This is a genomic window from Bradyrhizobium sp. USDA 223, from assembly GCF_044909005.1.
GTDB classification, from domain to species: Bacteria; Pseudomonadota; Alphaproteobacteria; order Rhizobiales; family Xanthobacteraceae; genus Bradyrhizobium; species Bradyrhizobium yuanmingense.
The window spans coordinates 1078965-1093418 of record NZ_JBIYDR010000001.1; the positions used below are offsets into that span (position 1 = coordinate 1078965).

Genomic DNA, 14454 nt, shown 5'->3' on the forward strand with positions numbered 1-14454 from the left:
TGCTAAGCTCGTGCCGCTGAAGCTTCGTGCGAGTAGGACGGAAGGCGGGATGACGGTAGTGTCTGCGAGATCGAGCGAACGGGTGAGACCGGTGACGCACCAAGACCCGGCTTCCGCAATCATCGAGATCGACCGCGTCTCGCAGGTTTTTCAGACCTCGGCACGCAAGGATCATGTTGCGCTGTCGGATATCTCGCTGAGGATCGAGGAGGGAGCTTTCGTCTCCATCCTTGGTCCGTCCGGCTGCGGCAAGTCGACACTGCTCTACATTGTCGGCGGCTTCGTCAGTCCAACCAGCGGCGCGGCGAAGATGAAGGGGCAGGCGATCACGGGGCCCGGTCCGGATCGCGGACCGGTGTTCCAGGAGTTTGCGCTATTTCCCTGGAAGACCGTGCTCGGCAACGTGATGTATGGGCCGCGTCAGCAAGGAATTCGCATCGCCGAGGCCGAAGCGCAGAGCCGGGCGCTGATCGAGATGGTCGGCCTCAAGGGCTACGAGAATTTCTATCCCAAGGAGCTGTCGGGCGGCATGAAGCAGCGCGTGGCGCTGGCGCGGACACTTGCCTACCATCCCGAAGTGCTGCTGATGGACGAGCCGTTCGGGGCGCTTGACGCGCACACGAGGACGCGCCTGCAGAACGATCTTCTGAATATCTGGGAGCGTGACCGCAAGACGGTGCTTTTCGTCACCCATTCGGTCGACGAAGCCGTCTTCCTCTCGGACAAGGTCGTCATGATGTCGAAATCGCCCGGGCGAATCCGGCAGGTCATCGACATCGACCTGCCGCGGCCGCGCCGCCGCAACGAGCTGTTGCTCGATCCGCGTTACCAGAAGTACGTCGTCGATATCGAGCGCATGTTCGACGAGAGCGACGAAGCCGGAGCGCCCGCATGATGTCGGCGGCCGGCATGACCAAGCGCGCTGCCCCGGTGCTCGCCTGCATCGGATTGCTGGTGGTGTGGCAGGTCGCGTCACTGGCGCTGAAGAATGACAGCTTTCCGACCGCGATCGGAGCGATGAAAGCGATTCCGGACATCCTTGGCGACAAGGAATCTCTGATCAATATTCTGGCCTCGCTCCGGCGCATGGCGATGGGATTTGGCGCGGCCGTGCTCGTGTCGATTCCGCTTGGCCTCTTGATGGGACGTAGCGCCGCAGTTGCGGCCTTCTTCAATCCGCTCCTGATGGTGATCTATCCCGTGCCGAAGGCGGCCTTGATGCCGATCATCATGCTGTGGCTCGGCGTCGGCGACATCACGAAAACGCTCGTGATCTTCCTCGGCGTCAGCCTGCCCGTGATTTATCACAGCTTCGAAGGCGCCAAGGCGGTCGAAGAGAAGATGCTGTGGTCGGGTGCTGCGATGGGGCTCTCGCCGGTGCAGCGTCTGGTGCGGATCGTGCTACCGGCGGCCCTGCCTGAAATTCTGACGGGGTGTCGTACGGGGTTGGTGCTGGCGCTGATCACGATGATCACCAGCGAGATGATTGCCCGTCAGTCCGGTGCCGGAAACATCCTGTTCAACGCGCTCGACATGGGCCAATACGAAACCGTCTTTGCGATGATCATCATCGTGGGAGCGATGGGAATCTGCCTCGACGCGATTTTTGAAAGGGTTCGTGCCAGGCTCGTGCGCTGGTCCGAGCCACAGTTCGACATGCCGCTGAGCTTCTCATGATGTCGCGGCTTCTCTCCCCTAATTTCGTTCTTGGGATTGCTCCGATCGCACTGGTGATCGCGCTGTGGCAAGGCTTGGTGTCTTTCGGCTTCGCGCCGGCAGTTCTGCTGCCGCCGCCGGGCTTCGTCTTCGGCAGGCTGCTCCAGCAACTCGTAACCTCGACGTTCCAGCACGAGATCGCGGCGACCCTGATCAGGCTGTTTGCCGGCTTCGCGATTGCTGTCGTGCTCGGTGTCAGCATCGGCATTGCCGCCGCCGCCAATCCGACGATTAACGCCGTGGTTCGGCCCATCGTGCGCGTATTGGCGCCTTTGCCCAAGGTCGCGCTCTATCCGGCCTTGCTGCTGCTGCTCGGATTTGGCCACGGATCGAAGATCACATTAGTGGCTGCCGACGCTCTTTTCCCGATCCTGCTGTCGACCTATTACGGTGCCTCGACCGTCGAGCAGAAGCTGATCTGGTCGGCTATGGCTGCGGGATCGTCACGCTACGAAATCCTCTTCAAGGTAGTGCTGCCGGCAGCGATGCCGTCGATCCTGACCGGGTGCCGGATTGGCCTTGTCATTTCCTGCATCGTGGTGTTTCTGGCCGAAATGATCACGTCGACGGACGGACTGGGGCACGCCCTCGTGACTGCGGCCAGAACCTTCCAGGCCGTGGACATGTTCGTGCCGCTGATCACGATCTCGCTGCTGGGCTTGATCTTGAACGGCCTGCTGGGAGCCGTGCGCTCGTACTTGCTCCGGGGCTTCCCCGAAGCGTAACTAACAAGAATCCTGAAGACCGGGAGAGAACCATGCTGGCTGATCGTATCGAGGCAAAATGGATCGATGCGTTTTGCGAGATCTTTGAGCGATGCGCCGTCAAGGCCGGCGATACCGCGGCGATCCTGTCGGAGACCCAGTCACGCGCGTTGAACGTCCATCTCGCGGAGCTGGCCCTGCTGCGGATGGGCGCGCGGCCGTTTCATGTGGTGATGCCGACGCGGCGTAACCGGCATATCGTTCCGGTCCGCTCCACCGGGGCGAGCGAGGCGATCCAAAAGCTTGGTCCAGTGATCACGGCGCTTCAGCAGGCCGGCTTCGTCGTGGATTGCACCATCGAAGGACTGATGCATGCGGTGGAGACGCCGGAGATTCTCAAAGCCGGCGCGCGGATCCTGGTGATCTCTAACGAGCATCCCGAAGCGCTGGAGCGCATGGTGCCGGATTCCGCGCTCGAAAAGCGTGTTCGTGCGGCAGCCAAAATGCTGCGCGGAACGAAGCGCATGCGTGTCTCCTCGAAGGCCGGCACGGCGCTCGATGTCGATATGGTCGGCGCGTCGACGGTCGGTGTGTGGGGCTGGACCGACAAGCCCGGCACGCTCGCGCATTGGCCCGGCGGCATCGTCGTCAGCTTTCCCAAGAGCGGGACCATCAACGGCACTCTGGTGATGGCGCCCGGCGACATCAACCTGACCTTCAAGCGCTACCTGACCTCGCCGGTGAAGATGACTCTGAAGGACGACTATGTCGTGGAACTCGAAGGCGAGGGCACGGATGCCGCGATGATGCGCGCTTATCTGGCCGCCTGGAGCGATCGCGAAGCCTATGCCGTGTCGCATGTCGGCTTCGGCATGAATCCCGGTGCGCGCTATGAGGCGCTATCCATGTATGACCAGCGCGACACCAACGGCACCGAGATTCGGGCCGTTTCCGGCAATTTCCTGTTCTCGACCGGCGCGAATGAATTTGCAGGGCGCTACACGGCCGGACATTTCGACCTGCCGATGATGGGAACGACGATCGAGCTCGACGGCGTTGCGGTCGTCCGCGAAGGCGTGCTTCAGGACGTCTTCGGGTAGCCGCGATCGAGCACGGGCGGCCGGGCGAGGTCGAAGTGCCGGAGCAGGTCGACCATGGCCTGCAACCGCTTCACGCGATAAGCATCGACGTCCATCCCGGAGTAATCCAGGAAGCCGGCGCCCGTGCGCAGGCCGATGCGGCCTTCATGCATGTTGCGGGAAATGACCTCCGGCGCGCGATAGCGGTCGCTACCAAGCGCGCCTTCGAGGTAACGGCTGGCGTAGTACAGGATATCGCCGCCGCCCCAATCGATGAATTCGAGCAGCCCGAGTACGGCATAGCGGAAGCCGAAGCCGTAACGGATCGCCTTGTCGATCTCTTCGGCGCTGGCGACGCCTTCCTCGACCATGCGCGCGGCCTCGTTCATTGCCAGCGCCTGGATGCGCGGGACGATGAAACCCGGTGTAGCGGCGCAGACCACCGGCACCTTCCCGATGCCTTCGAGCAGCGTCTTGACCTCGTCGATGACGGCCGGGTCTGTCGCCTTGCCGGGCGAAACCTCGACCAGCGGGATGAGATAGGCCGGGTTGAGCCAGTGCACGTTTAGAAAGCGGCGCGGGTTCACGATTGCGCCCGAGAGATCGTCGACGAGGATGGTCGAGGTCGTTGACGCGATGATCGTTTCAGGGCCGACCCGCTTTGACGCCGCCGCCAATACTTCGCGCTTGAGCTCGACCACCTCAGGAACGCCCTCGAAGACGATGCCGGCCTCGGACAGAGCTGCAGCGCTTCCGCCGGCCGCCACCACCGAGACGCGCGCGCTAAGTGGATCGACATCCGCTTCGGCCAAGAGCCCCAGCTTCGACAGGCTGGCGAAGGTTTTCCTGACTTCGCCAAGCGCGTCCGTTTCCAGCTTGGTGAAGTCCTCCGCGGAACGCGCCTTGATATCGATCATCGTGACCCTGTGCCCTGCATACGCGAAGGCAACGGCAATGCCCCGGCCCATGCGGCCAGCGCCGAGACAGGCGATATTGATGCGATTGGTCATCGATCAGAATCCATTGCGAAGCAGCGTCTGTAGTTCAGCCTTGCTGAGATCGCCGAGCCCGAGCGTCTGGAGCGTTCGGCCACCTCGGGCAAAATCTTCGCCGCAGATTGCGCCGCCGATTGACAGAAGCGCTTTGGCCAGCGGTGTGTCCACGCCAGCGAGGCCCGCGACGGACACCAGCAGCGACAGCCCAAGCCGCAGATCTTCGCGCATGTAACGGTGCTCTGTCAGCACGATCCGCTCGCGCCAATCGCCGGAATCGGTCAGCCGGTCGTGCGAGCCGCGGCCATACATCCAGATCTCGCCTTCCTTCGCGTAATGGTGAGCGAGCGGGAAATGTGGCGCGCCGTAGCCGAGTGCCTCGCGCACCGCGATGCGTTCTGCGTCGAGCGCGTCAGTGACCCGGCGGATCGCGGCTTGCGTACCTTCCTTGTGAATGTCCCAGCGCTCGAAATGTTCGATCGGCCCTGCGTTCATCACGATCAACGGCGGGTGAATGATCGGACCTGCGTTCATCAGGGCGCCCGACAGCGCGTCTCCGCACGCCTCGATCGCGTCTGGGAAAGCGCGTCCGATCACAGCGAGCGCGTGGGGCGCCTGGTCAAGCGGGAACACGCCGACGGGGAGCCGCTTGGCGCGGATGGTGATCGCGACCTCGAAGGGTCCGTGCTTGCGGGTCAGCCACGGGAGTGTGCCGGTTTCGGCAAAGCTGGCCTTGGCATTGTTGCCGGCATCTCGGGCCGCCTGAGCGAAGATCATCGAGCCGAACGTCGCTGGCGGCAGAAACACGACCTGACCGTCGCGCAGATGCGGCGCGAGCTGGCGGGCGATGTCTGCTTGCGCGAAGGCGGGCGCGGGGCACAGGATCAGCTCCGTGCCGTCGACCGCGTCCGCGATTTCGGTCGTGACCAGCGCCAGCTTCACGTCATGACGGCCGTTGTGATCCTTGACCAGAATGCGCGAGCCGGCGGCGCGATGCGCTGCGACCTTATCGGCATCGCGGCGCCAGAGCCGCACCTCGTGCCCCGACAGCGCAAAATCGCCCGCGGCCGCGAAAGAGCCGTTTCCCCCACCCAGAACTGCGATCTTCAAGATGCTTCTCCTTGCGCCCGTGACTGCGCATCAAGCTGCTTCAGCAGGAAATGCTGCACCTTGCCCAGCGCCGTCCGCGGCAGATCGGTGACGAAGACGATCTCGCGCGGAATTTTGTAGCGCGCGAGTTGCGCTTGAAGATGCGCCTTCAATTCGTCCGCCTCGAGCCGGCAGCCGGATCTCGCAATGACATAGGCAATCGGCACCTCGTCCCAGCGCGGGTCCGGCCGGCCGATCACGGCGCAGTCGCTGACATCAGGATGTTCGAGCAGGACGCGCTCGACCTCGGCCGGGTAGACGTTTTCTCCGCCTGAAATGATCAGGTTCTTCTTGCGGTCGCGGATCCAGAAATAGCCGTCGGCGTCGCACAGGCCGATATCGCCGGTGCGATACCAGCCGTCGCGCAACGCCTCGCGCGTTGCAGCCTCGTTGCCCCAATATTCGAAGAACACGTTTGGGCCGCGCACCGCGATCTCGCCCGGCGTGCCCGCGGGCAGTTCAGCCCCGGCCTGGTCGATCACCTTTGCCTCGCAGCACAGCCCGGCAAGGCCGGTCGATCCCGCGCGCGAAAGATCGCCGCCAAGCCGCGTGTAGACGGCGATCGGGCAGGTTTCGGTCGAACCATAGACCTGAAGCACCGGGACGTCGCGCGCGACGAAGCGCTCGATCAGGTGCGGCGGTACGATGGTCGAGCCGGTGGCGACGGCCTTGAGTGAGGAAAGATCAGCGGTCGCCCAGGCAGCGTGCTCGCTCACCGCCTGAAGGATCGCAGGAACCATCACCGTGAGTGTCGGCCGTTCCCGTTCGATAGCCGCAAGCGCGGCGTCCGGCGTGAAGCGCGCATGCACCGTGACCGTCGCGCCCAATTGGAGCGCGGGCGTAGTCTGGATGTTGAGGCCACCGACGTGAAAGAACGGCAGCACGGTCAGCACATGGTCTTCGGATGTCATGTTGTGCATGTGCTGGCTCATGACGCCGTTCCAGAACAGCGCCTCCTGGCGCAGCACCGCGCCCTTTGGTCGCCCCGTCGTGCCCGACGTGTAGACGATGAGCAGTGGGCAGGAGAGGTCGGTGTGTGGATTTCGGCTCGTGCCGTCACCGCGAGCCAGCAAATCTTCGAACGACGTGCCGCGAGGCGGCGCGAAGTCGAGGCCGACGACCGATGTCCCCACCGCGGTCTGCCCCAGCTCGGCAAGCACGCCGGAAAACGCCTGCTCGAGCACCAGGACCTTGGTGCCGGCATCTCCGAGAATGAACAGCTGCTCGGCGACGGCCAGGCGCCAGTTCAGCGGCACCAGCATCGCGCCGAGCCGCGCACAGGCGTAGAGCAGAACCAGATAATCCGGCCGGTTCAGGCTTAGAATCGCGACGCGATCGCCGCGGCCGACGCCGAGCTCCCCCTTCAAGGCAGTCGCGGTCCGTTCGATCCGTGCGGCGAATGCCGCGTAACTCAGCCGCTTGCCTTCGAAGGCAATGGCCGTCTTGTCTGGGGCGAACGCCGCGTTGCGGTCGATGAGGCTACAGAGGTCCACGGTCAGTCGTCCGTTTCACCGGCCTCGTACAGTGCTTCGCGCCCGATCCGGTCGAGGCAGAGCTCGGCGGTCCAGGGGAGCATCAGCGAGCCGCAGCGGCTGTCCCGATAGATCCGCTCCAGCGGCAGCGAGCGAAGCATGGCCTGGCCGCCGCAGGTGCGGATCGCGAGCGCGGCGAGCTCATTGGCGCCCTCCATCACGGAATATTGCGCGGCATAGGCGCGCAGCACTTGCTCCTTGTTCGGATTGGCGCGCGCCTCGGTCACGGCCTGGAACCAGATTGCCTTGATCTGCTCCAGCTTGATCTGCATCTGCGCCACCGCGATCTGCTTGGTCGGGTACATCCGCCGCTTGACCGAAGGCATGCCCGCGACCTCGCCGCGCAAGTAACGCACGGTGAAGTCGTAGGCGGCTTGCGCCAGGCCCATATAGGTTGGCGACAGCGTCAGGAACATGTGCGGCCAGCGCTGAGCTGCCTGGAAATACACGCCGCGCGGCATCAGCGCCGAATCTTCCGGAACGAACACATCCTTGAACAGCAGCGTCCGGGAAACCGTGCCGCGCATGCCCAGCGGATCCCAGTCGCCGACGACCGAGACGCCTTCTGATTTGGCTGATATCGCCAGGTAGAGCGTGTTGCGGCGCGACGCCTTCTTGCCTTGCTCGATCTCGGTGCAAAGCACGCCGTAATAGTCGGCGTGGCCCGAGAGCGATGCAAAGATCTTCTTGCCGTTGACGATCCAACCGCCTGCGACCGGCCTTGCTTCAGTGCCGAATGCGACCCCGCCGGCAGCGGCAGCTCCACCTTCGGAGAAGGGCTGCGAGTAGATCGCTCCATCCTCGACGATGCGCTTGTAATGGATCGCGCGCCGCCGCTCGTGCTCGGCGCGCGTCTCCGCATCCATGTCCAGATCGTCGACGAGGGGACCCGACCACAGCGTCGAGCAGACATGCATGTTCCAGGTCAGCGCTGTGGCGCCGCAATAGCGGCCGATCTCGGCCGCCGCCAAGGCATAGGTCTGGTAATTCGCGCCGAGGCCGCCGTGCTTCTTGGGCACGGCGATACCGAGTAGACCGATGCGATGCAAATCGCGGTAATTTTCAGTCGGGAAAGTCGCCTCACGATCGTAAGTGGCGGCGCGACCGGCAAACACGGTCTGGCCAATCTCTCTCGCGCGGGTGATGATGCCGGCCTGCTCGTCGTTCAAGCGGAATGCAGTGGGATCGAAGATCGGCGCATCCAGCGCGACCCTGTTGGTCGCGCCAATCGTCTTGCTGACTTGCATGGTCATCGCGCAGTTACCTTAGGCTTTGGTCGCGAGAGAGTTCAGGAACCGGCCGAGAGCTTCGTCGAAAGCCTCGGGGCGTTCGAGATTGGCGAGATGGCCGACGCCAGGCAGCTCGACATATTCGGCCCCCGGGATATAGGTCGCCGTCTTTGCCATCATCGGCGCGGGCGCGTTGTTGTCCTTTGAGCCGGACAGCAACAGCGTGGGAACGGAGATACTTCCGAGCGTGCTGCGTTGATCGAAGCCGATGAGAGCCAGCATCATGGCGCGATAGCTCGCTTCGGGCACGCTCCCCATGCATTCGCGGGCGATCTCCATCCCGTTCGGATCGGGATCGTCGCCGACGAGCTCCTTCACCAGGGAGGGGGCCAGCGACTTCATCGTCTCGCCGCGATCAAGCGGTCCCAGTCGCGCTGCGATGAACGCTTTCTGCCAGTCGCCGTCCGCCTTTCCGAAGGCAGGGCTGGTCTGCGCCAGCACGACTGCGCGTGCCAGCTTGGGGGACTGAACCAGCCACTTCTGAACGATCATGCCGCCGATGGAATGGCCGACCAGAACAGGCCTGCTGACGCCGAGTTGCGCGATGAATTGCTGCAGCGCCTCCGCCAGGGCAGCGATACTGACGCTGGCAAGCGGCGCCGATCCTCCATAACCGGGCATGTCCCATGCGATCGCGCGGAAGCGGTCGCCAAATGTCGCAAGCTGCCGCCGCCAGGCCCGCGCCGCGCCGCCGATGCCGTGCAGGAAGATCAGCGGTATCGCGTCCGGATCACCCGCCGCTTCGTAGGCGAAGCGTTCGTCCTTTGTTATCATTGGCACAGGCTGCGACACGCGACATCCTTCTGCTGGGCCCTTCGATGCTAACAGGCCTGTGGGGGATGGAAAGCGATAATTTTATACTTAAAGCAATTTTCGGGCCGTCTCCCGCGCGGCGGTGCTCGCCGATCGAGCGCCGCTTTCGTTGCAAAAACTTGAAGTTTAAAATATATCGGAAGCGCGATCACGAGAGCCGAGGGAGCCAGCGTATGTCCGGATTGCCGCATTCGCCGCACGCGCTGGTCACCGGTGGTGGGCGCGGCATCGGCCGAGCGATCGGGTCCGCTCTCGTCGGCGCCGGTGCGACCGTGACCGTGCTTGGCCGGAGCGCGGCGGTTCTCGACGAGGCGGTTAATGCAGGCACCGCGCACTTTGCGGCTGTCGCTGACGTCTCGAACGAAGCGTCTTTGAAAGCTGCCATCGCCGGGGCAAGTGCGCGCAAGCCGATCGACATCCTGATTGCCAACGCGGGTAGCGCTGAATCGGCGCCGTTCGCGAAATCGGACAGCGCGCTCTTCGGCCGGATGATGGATGTCAATTTCATGGGCGTCGTACATGCTGTCCAGGCCGTGCTGCCGGGCATGAAGGATCGTCCCTACGGCCGCATCGTCGCGGTGGCGTCCACCGCTGGGCTCAAGGGCTATGCCTATGTCAGCGCGTATGCAGCGGCCAAGCACGCCGTGATCGGCCTCGTGCGTTCGCTTGCTCTCGAGATGGCCGGAAGCAACGTCACCGTGAATGCGGTGTGCCCAGGCTTCACCGACACCGACCTCGTCGCCGGGAGCATCGACAACATCATGAAGAAGACGGGCCGGACCCGCGAGCAGGCAATTGCCGAGCTCGCGAAGCACAATCCGCAAGGACGGCTGGTCACGCCTCAGGAGGTCGCAGACGCGGTTCTCTGGCTGTGCGGGGAGGGCGCGAGCGCGATCACCGGACAGGCGATCGCAGTGGCCGGTGGCGAAGTCTAGCCTGCCTGGCAGGTGCGGAAAAAGAAAGCCAAGGAGATCCCATGAGCAGACCAGCCAATCCCGTTACCGTGCCGCTTGCGGATTACTCACCGCAGCACTTCCTGCTCGCCGTGGTCGACGGCGTTGCGACGGTCACGCTCAACCGTCCCGAACGAAAGAATCCGCTGACGTTCGAGAGCTATCGGGAACTGACCGACTTCTTCCGCGCCTGCGCCTTCGACGACGCGGTCAAGTCCATCGCCGTCACGGGTGCCGGCGGCAATTTCTCGTCCGGCGGCGACGTGTTCGAGATCATCGGCCCGCTGGTGAAGATGGACACCAAGGGTCTGACCGCATTCACGCGCATGACCGGCGACCTCGTCAAGGCGATGCGGGCCTGCCCGCAGCCGATCGTGGCCGCGGTCGAAGGTATCTGCGCCGGCGCCGGGGCGATCATCGCCATGGCATCCGACATGCGCCTTGCGGCGAGCGGGGCCAAGGTGGCGTTCCTGTTCAACAAGGTGGGGTTGGCCGGTTGCGACATGGGTGCTTGCGCCATCCTGCCGCGCATCATCGGGCAGTCCCGCGCCTCCGAGCTGCTCTACACCGGCCGGTTCATGACGGCGGAAGAGGGCGAGCGCTGGGGCTTCTTCAGCCGTATCGTCACCCCGGAGCAGGTGCTGCCCCAGGCGCAGGTTCTGGCCAAGCAGGTCGCGGAAGGCCCGACCTTCGCCAACACCATGACCAAGCGGATGCTGGCGATGGAATGGGCGATGTCGGTGGAGGAGGCGATCGAGGCAGAGGCCGTGGCTCAAGCCCTGTGCATGACAACGGCGGATTTCGAGCGCGCCTTCGACGCTTTCGCCAACAAGGTCAAACCGGTCTTCAGGGGCGACTGAGCCGGTCGCAATCATCTGCAGCCAATCCAGTGAGGGGACTTGCGGGAGATTATTTTAGGCTTAAACTAATTTCATTGCCGCCTGCGTGAGATGAAGCTCGCCAATCGCGCGGTGATGTCGCCGATGCGCATGTATTCGGGTTCCGCAACAGCGTGCGCGACCGGCAGGATCTTGAGGAGCTGAGAATCAAGGCTAAGCCCAAGACCCGGGCCGAGCTCAAGGCGGAGGCGACAAAGCCGCTTGCGGCGGAGTGACCGCCCGTGCGACGTTAACCCATTGCCTGCGGTTCGAGTGGAGTTAGGGCGATGAAGGCGATTATCGTCGGTGGCGGTATCGGTGGTCTCACGACGGCTTTGATGTTCCGCTCGCGCGGCTTGGATTGCGAGATCTTCGAGCAGGCCGACACCATTCGCGAGCTCGGCGTCGGCATCAACACGCTGCCGCATGCCATGCGCGAGCTGGCCGGCCTCGGCCTGTTGCAGAATCTCGACGAGATCGCGATCCGCACCGATCAGCTCTACTATCTCAACCGCCATGGCCAGGAGGTCTGGCGCGAAGCTCGCGGCATCGACGCCGGCCACGACGTGCCGCAATTCTCGATCCATCGCGGCCGCCTTCAAGGCGTCATCCACCGTGCCGTAGAGGAGCGGTTGGGCCGTGAGGCGATTCACACCGGCTGCCGGCTCGGCGCCTTCTCGCAGGACGAGGGCGGCGTCACCGCTTACTTCTTCGATCGCGCCGGCGCCCATGTCCACACCGCGCGCGGCGATATCCTGATCGGCGCCGACGGCATTCACTCGCGCGTCCGCGAGACGCTGTTTCCGAACGAAGGGCCGCCGTGCTGGAACGGCCTCATGCTGTGGCGCGGTGCGCGTGACTGGCCGCTGTTTCTCACCGGCAAATCGATGATCGTGGCCGGCGGTCTCAATGCCAAGGTGGTGATCTATCCGATCGCGGAAGGATCGAGCCCGGCGAGCCGCCTGACCAATTGGGCGGTGCTGGTGAAGGTGGGCGAGGGCAACGCGCCGCCGCCGCGGAAGGAAGACTGGTCGCGGCCGGGCCGCCGCGAGGAGCTGATGCCGCACGTGGCGCGCTTCTCGGTGCCCTATATCGACGTGAAGAGCCTGATCTCGGCAACGCCCGAATTCTACGAATATCCGACCTGCGATCGCGATCCCTTGCCCTATTGGTCATCGGGCAGGGTCACGCTGCTCGGCGATGCCGCGCATCCGATGTATCCGGTGGGGTCGAACGGCGCCTCGCAGGCCATTCTCGACGCGCGCTGTCTTGCGGATGTGCTGGTGCGCGCCGAGCACCCGCGTCAGGCCTTGCTCGAATACGAGAAGAAGCGTCTGCCGATGACGGCCGAGATCGTTCGCTCCAACCGGCGCGGCGGGCCGGAGGGCGTCATTGACGCGGTCGAGCAGCTCGCGCCCGACGGCTTCGACAATGTCGACAACGTCCTGAGCTATTCCCAGCGCGAGGCTATCGTGCGCGGCTATGCCACCAAGGCAGGCTTCGCCGCGGTGCCGGGACTCGCGGCGGTCCGCGCTTAAGACAGGCTGCTAGCCGCCGGGCGGCGGCGGCAGGAAGTGGATGTTGAACTCGGCAGCCATCGCCACGACGTCCTCGGGCTTCTGCTCCTTCATGTTGTGAAGCCCCCAGAACAGGTCGAACAGCCTGCGGCTCGGCGAGACCCAGAACAGCACCTTGGCGGTCTGCTCCGACTTGTTGAAGATGCCGTGCGGCACGCCCATGCCGAGGCGGATCAGGTCGCCTGCACTTGCCTGCGCCTCCGAATTGCCCAGCATGAAATCGAGCTTGCCCTCCAGCATGTAGAGATACTCATCCTGGTCGGGGTGAATGTGCGGCGGCACGAAGGTGCCCGGCGGCAGCGTCGCGTGCCAGGAGAAGCTGTTCTCGGCGTAGCTCTTCGGCACGTAGGTCTGGCCGAGGATGTTCCAGGAAATGCCCTGGATTCCCTCATTGGCCCGCGTGATGCCGGTGATTTCGCTCTTCATTGCAGTCCTCCCGTAACGCAATACACGGCCTTAGTTCGCCGCCTTGCAGTCCTTGGCATAGCGGTCGCCGTAATTCTCGAAGACCTTCTGCACGATCTCGGTCTGGAACTTGCCGTCCGGACGCTTGGCGACCTTGGTCAGGTAGAAATCCTGGATCGGATAATTGTTGTTGTTGAACTTGAAAGCCCCGCGCAACGAGGTGAACTCGGCCTTCTTCAAGGCGGCGCCAACGGCGTCCTTGTTGGAGAGATTGCCCTTCACGGCCTTGACGGCGCTGTCGATCAGCATCGCGGCATCGTAAGCCTGGAAGGCGTAGGTGCCGGGAACGCTGTTGTAGGCGGCCTCGTAGGCGGCAACGAACTTCTTGTTCTGAGGATTGTCGAGGTTGGGCGCCCAGTTCGCGCCGCCGAACATGCCGACCGCCGCATCCTGCTGCGCCGGCAGGGTCGACTCATCGACCGTGAAGGCCGAGAGCACCGGAATGGTGTCGGCGAGCCCCGCCTGGCGGTATTGCTTGACGAGATTGACGCCGAGGCCGCCCGGCATGAACGTGAACACTGCATCGGGCTTCTGCGAGGAGATCTTGGACAGCTCCGGCTGGAAATCCAGCGTGTTCAGCGGCATGTAGGACTCTTCGACGATCTCGCCTTTATAGTCCAGCTTGAATCCCGCTACCGAATCCTTGCCGGCCTGATAGTTCGGCACCATCAGGTACATCCGCTTGTAGCCGCGATCCTGCGCGACTTTGCCGAGGATCTCGTGCACCTGATCGTTCTGATACGAGGTCACATAGAAGAACGGATTGCAATCCTTGCCGGCGAAAGTCGACGGACCGGCATTGGGGCTGATCAGGAAGGTTTTCGACTCCGTAATCGGCCGGTGGATGGCCTGAAGGATGTTGGAGAATATCGGCCCGACCACGAAGTCGACTTTCTCACGCTCCAGAAGGCCCTTCACCTTGGTCACCGCAGCATCCGGCTTCAGCTCGTCGTCGACGACGACGACCTCGACATCGCGGCCACCCATCTTGCTGCCGAGATCCTTCACGGCGAGCGCGAAGCCGTCGCGAACCTGCTGGCCCAGCGCTGCGGCGGGCCCCGACAGGGTCACGATCACACCCAGCTTGATCTTTTCCTGGGCGAGGGCAGGGGTCACCACGGTGCCGAGTAGCATCGCAGCTGCAGCCAAGGTCATTTGCGTCTTCATGATCTGTCCCTCGTGAGGATTGGCTTGCGCTGCAAGCCACGTACTTCAATCCAAAGCTTATGCCGATGACGGCGGCCCCGGCAAGCCGAGCGCGATGCGTCGCATCCTGCGGGCAGTTGTGCATGCAAGCTGCGCGCCAA

At 63.7% G+C, this 14454-nt stretch carries 14 protein-coding genes; 7 read left to right on the plus strand and 7 right to left on the minus strand.

Translation table 11 applies throughout. From position 1 onward, the window contains the following. The first annotated feature begins 49 nt into the window (after positions 1 to 49). The 4 genes from ABIA40_RS04645 to ABIA40_RS04660 are packed head-to-tail and all read left to right on the plus strand — an operon-like array spanning position 50 to position 3520. On the plus strand, positions 50 to 895 hold the full coding sequence (locus ABIA40_RS04645) for an ABC transporter ATP-binding protein (RefSeq protein WP_404539424.1): 846 nt from the start codon (positions 50 to 52) through the stop codon (positions 893 to 895). Next, positions 892 to 1677: an ABC transporter permease gene (locus ABIA40_RS04650; protein ID WP_404539427.1), complete on the plus strand. Its 786-nt coding sequence runs from the start codon at positions 892 to 894 to the stop codon at positions 1675 to 1677. Before ABIA40_RS04645 ends, ABIA40_RS04650 begins: the two co-directional genes overlap by 4 nt. Next, positions 1674 to 2441: an ABC transporter permease gene (locus ABIA40_RS04655; protein ID WP_404539430.1), complete on the plus strand. Its 768-nt coding sequence runs from the start codon at positions 1674 to 1676 to the stop codon at positions 2439 to 2441. The genes ABIA40_RS04650 and ABIA40_RS04655 overlap by 4 nt, the downstream gene beginning before the upstream one ends. 32 nt (positions 2442 to 2473) lie before the next feature. Continuing rightward, entirely contained in the window at positions 2474 to 3520 is a 1047-nt protein-coding gene (locus ABIA40_RS04660; protein ID WP_404539433.1) for a peptidase M29, read from the plus strand. Here ABIA40_RS04660 and ABIA40_RS04665 read toward each other — a convergent pair. Genes ABIA40_RS04665 through ABIA40_RS04685 form a run of 5 tightly spaced genes read right to left on the minus strand, consistent with a single transcriptional unit; the run spans position 3502 to position 9235 of the window. Continuing rightward, complete coding sequence (locus ABIA40_RS04665) at positions 3502 to 4509, minus strand: 3-hydroxybutyryl-CoA dehydrogenase (protein ID WP_404539436.1); 1008 nt, start codon at positions 4507 to 4509, stop codon at positions 3502 to 3504. The two genes, ABIA40_RS04660 and ABIA40_RS04665, sit on opposite strands and share 19 nt — an antisense overlap. A 3-nt stretch (positions 4510 to 4512) precedes the next feature. Beyond that, entirely contained in the window at positions 4513 to 5601 is a 1089-nt protein-coding gene (locus ABIA40_RS04670) for an NAD/NADP-dependent octopine/nopaline dehydrogenase family protein (protein ID WP_271537198.1), read from the minus strand. Next, a complete protein-coding gene (locus ABIA40_RS04675; protein WP_404539439.1) occupies positions 5598 to 7133 on the minus strand; it encodes a class I adenylate-forming enzyme family protein in 1536 nt (511 codons plus the stop codon). Before ABIA40_RS04675 ends, ABIA40_RS04670 begins: the two co-directional genes overlap by 4 nt. A gap of 2 nt (positions 7134 to 7135) precedes the next feature. Further along, entirely contained in the window at positions 7136 to 8425 is a 1290-nt protein-coding gene (locus ABIA40_RS04680; protein WP_404539442.1) for an acyl-CoA dehydrogenase family protein, read from the minus strand. 12 nt (positions 8426 to 8437) lie between these two features. Continuing rightward, positions 8438 to 9235 carry an alpha/beta fold hydrolase gene (locus ABIA40_RS04685; protein WP_404539445.1) on the minus strand — a complete coding sequence of 266 codons (798 nt, stop codon included), beginning with the start codon at positions 9233 to 9235 and terminating at the stop codon, positions 8438 to 8440. A gap of 212 nt (positions 9236 to 9447) precedes the next feature. Between ABIA40_RS04685 and ABIA40_RS04690 the strand changes: the two genes are divergently transcribed. The 3 genes from ABIA40_RS04690 (at position 9448) to ABIA40_RS04700 (ending at position 12643) form a co-directional block, all read left to right on the plus strand. Then, positions 9448 to 10209, plus strand: a complete 762-nt coding sequence (locus tag ABIA40_RS04690; protein WP_404546164.1) for an SDR family NAD(P)-dependent oxidoreductase — start codon at positions 9448 to 9450, stop codon at positions 10207 to 10209. A 41-nt stretch (positions 10210 to 10250) separates the two neighbouring features. Next, entirely contained in the window at positions 10251 to 11087 is an 837-nt protein-coding gene (locus tag ABIA40_RS04695; RefSeq protein WP_404539448.1) for an enoyl-CoA hydratase family protein, read from the plus strand. 305 nt (positions 11088 to 11392) lie between these two features. Beyond that, positions 11393 to 12643, plus strand: coding sequence for a flavin-dependent oxidoreductase (locus tag ABIA40_RS04700; RefSeq protein ID WP_404539451.1), 1251 nt, complete (start codon positions 11393 to 11395; stop codon positions 12641 to 12643). A 9-nt stretch (positions 12644 to 12652) separates the two neighbouring features. On the opposite strand, the gene ABIA40_RS04705 is transcribed toward ABIA40_RS04700, so the two are convergent. Continuing rightward, positions 12653 to 13108 (minus strand): cupin domain-containing protein, encoded by a 456-nt coding sequence (locus ABIA40_RS04705; protein WP_157285597.1) that lies wholly within the window; start codon positions 13106 to 13108, stop codon positions 12653 to 12655. 30 nt (positions 13109 to 13138) lie between these two features. Next, a complete protein-coding gene (locus tag ABIA40_RS04710) occupies positions 13139 to 14314 on the minus strand; it encodes an ABC transporter substrate-binding protein (protein ID WP_275500610.1) in 1176 nt (391 codons plus the stop codon). Positions 14315 to 14454 lie beyond the last annotated feature (140 nt).